Source organism: Pseudomonas sp. 01L34 (assembly GCF_056400265.1).
In genome coordinates this window covers 1-1,513 of the sequence record NZ_JBFTSX010000021.1, presented here as the reverse complement: position 1 = coordinate 1,513, position 1,513 = coordinate 1, and the positions used below count along the sequence as shown (strand labels likewise).

Annotated in this window: 1 protein-coding gene; it reads right to left on the bottom strand. The window is 62.7% G+C overall.

The window, feature by feature from the left end:
- Positions 1-1,513 (bottom strand): immunoglobulin-like domain-containing protein (locus tag AC1DQM_RS29770; RefSeq protein WP_477747249.1); only part of this gene is annotated, 1,513 nt, incomplete at both ends.

Below are 1,513 nucleotides of genomic sequence, written 5' to 3'. Positions count from 1 at the left end.
TGGTGGCCTGGACCGTGCCCGCATCCTTGTAAACGTCATCGGACGGGGCCGGGACGGTCACGGAGCCGGTGGTTTTACCGGCATCGATGGTGATGACGGCGCCATTGCTCAGCGTCACGGTCACGGGTGTGCCAGCGGCATTGGTCAGGGTCGCGGTGTAAACGATGGAACCGCCTTCAGCCACCGAGTTGGATGCGCTCAGGCTGAGGGTGGTGGTGTCTGGGGTGTCGGTCACCGAGGTGTCCGCCGACTTGCCGTCGACTTCCAGTTTCTCGTAGTTGCCGCCCTTGGCGTTGTCGATTTTCACGCTCAAAGAACCGCCGCCAGCCAAGGCATCGTTTGGCGCAACGAAGTTGACAGAACCGCTGCTGGCACCGACCGGAATGGTGATGGTCTGGCCATTGGACAGGGTCACGACCACTGGCGAACCAGTCACCGGAGCAGTGACGGACGCGGTGTACACCACGGTCCCACCTTCGGCGACGTTCGCGGTCGCAGTCAGCGAAACGGTACTGGTGTCGATCGTGTCGGTGACGGTGGTGACCGCCGGGGCAGTGTTCGGAACCAGGTTTTCGAAATTGCCACCGGTGGCGGTGGAGATGGTCGCCTGGACCGTGCCCGCGTCCTTGTAAACGTCATCGGATGGAGCCGGAACGGTCACGGTGCCGGTGGTTTTACCAGCGTCGATGGTGATCACGGCGCCGTTGCTCAGCGTCACGGTCACTGGCGTGCCCGCCGGATTGGTCAAGGTTGCGGTGTAAACAATCGAGCCGCCTTCGGCTACCGAGTCGGTTGCCGACAGGCTGAGGGTGGTGGTGTCCGGGGTGTCGGTCACCGAGGTATCCGCCGACTTGCCGTCGACTTCCAGTTTCTCGTAGTTGCCGCCCTTGGCGTCGTCGATCTTCACGCTCAGGGAGTTGCCGCCGGCCAATGCGTCGTTGGGTGCAACAAAGTTAACAGAGCCGCTGCTCGCGCCGACCGGAATGGTAATGGTCTGGCCATTGGACAGGGTCACAACCACTGGCGAGCCAGTCACCGGAGCAGTGACGGACGCGGTGTACACCACGGTGCCGCCTTCGGCCACGTTTGCGGTCGCAGTCAGCGAAACGGTGCTGGTGTCGATGGTGTCGTTGACGGTAGTGACTGCCGGGGTGGTGCTTGGCACCAGGTTCTCGAAGTTGCCACCGGTTGCGTCTTTGATGGTCGCTTCAACGGTGCCGGCGTCTTTATAGACGTCGTCCTTCGGCGCATCGACGGTCACGGAGCCGGTGGTTTTACCCGCTTCGATGGTGATGACGGCGCCGTTGCTCAGGGTCGCGGTGACCGGAGTGCCGGCGGCATTGGTCAGGGTCGCGGTGTAAACGATGGAACCGCCTTCAGCCACCGAGTCGGTCGCGCTCAGGCTGAGGGTCGTGGTGTCGACGGTGTCGGTCACGGTGGTGCTGACCGGCGTTTTGTCCGCCACCAGATTTTCGTAATTGCCGCCGCTGACGTTGGTGATCGAGTTGGTCAG